General features: G+C 65.1%; 2 protein-coding genes. One reads left to right on the top strand and one right to left on the bottom strand.

All coding sequences use genetic code 11. The features are described 5' to 3' along the window. The coding region (locus D0901_RS20780) for a TonB-dependent receptor (RefSeq protein ID WP_129142188.1) at window positions 1-203 on the top strand (203 nt) is incomplete at its 5' end. 77 nt (window positions 204-280) lie between these two features. Here D0901_RS20780 and D0901_RS20775 read toward each other — a convergent pair. Then, a partial coding sequence (locus D0901_RS20775) for a TonB-dependent receptor domain-containing protein (RefSeq protein WP_129142187.1) occupies window positions 281-724 on the bottom strand: 444 nt, incomplete at its 5' end.

The following is a 724-nucleotide window of genomic DNA, read 5'->3' as shown; positions in this document are numbered from 1 at the left end:
ATACCGAGCAGGTCCCCGACTACACCCTGGTCGACGCCACGCTGGGTTACGACCTGAGCCAGGTCGGTCTCCAGGGCGTCAAGGCGCGTCTCAACGTCGGCAACCTGCTCGACGAGGAATACATCGCCTCGTGCAACTCGCTGGAATACTGCTACTTCGGTGCCGAGCGCAATGTGCGCGCTACCTTGAGCTATCGCTTCTAGGAATGGCTTGAGCCCCCACCGATGCCGTCCGGCCCACCCCGCGGGCCGGACGGCATCGGTGGGGGCTCAAGCCATTCCTAGAAGCGATAGCTCAAGGTAGCGCGCACATTGCGCTCGGCACCGAAGTAGCAGTATTCCAGCGAGTTGCACGAGGCGATGTATTCCTCGTCGAGCAGGTTGCCGACGTTGAGACGCGCCTTGACGCCCTGGAGACCGACCTGGCTCAGGTCGTAACCCAGCGTGGCGTCGACCAGGGTGTAGTCGGGGACCTGCTCGGTATTGGCGCGGTCGGCCTGGATGCCGGGCTCGGGGTGCGCTACTACGCCGACATCCAGGCCGTCGAGCGCACCCTGGTCGAAGCGGTAGTTGCCCCACACGCTGGCCTGGTGGCGCGGCGCGTAGATCGCCTGATTGCCTTGCTCGCCCGGCACGTCGCTCCTGGCGTAGCTGATGTCGGTGTAGCTGTAGCCCGCTTGCAGGCGGAAGTTGTCGGTGACGTGGGTGCGGGCCTGGAGCTCGAC

The organism is Modicisalibacter coralii (assembly GCF_004117855.1).
Classification (GTDB): Bacteria; Pseudomonadota; Gammaproteobacteria; order Pseudomonadales; family Halomonadaceae; genus Modicisalibacter; species Modicisalibacter coralii.
The sequence above is the reverse complement of the archived record's forward strand: the minus strand, read 5'-3'. Positions and strand labels throughout refer to the sequence as shown.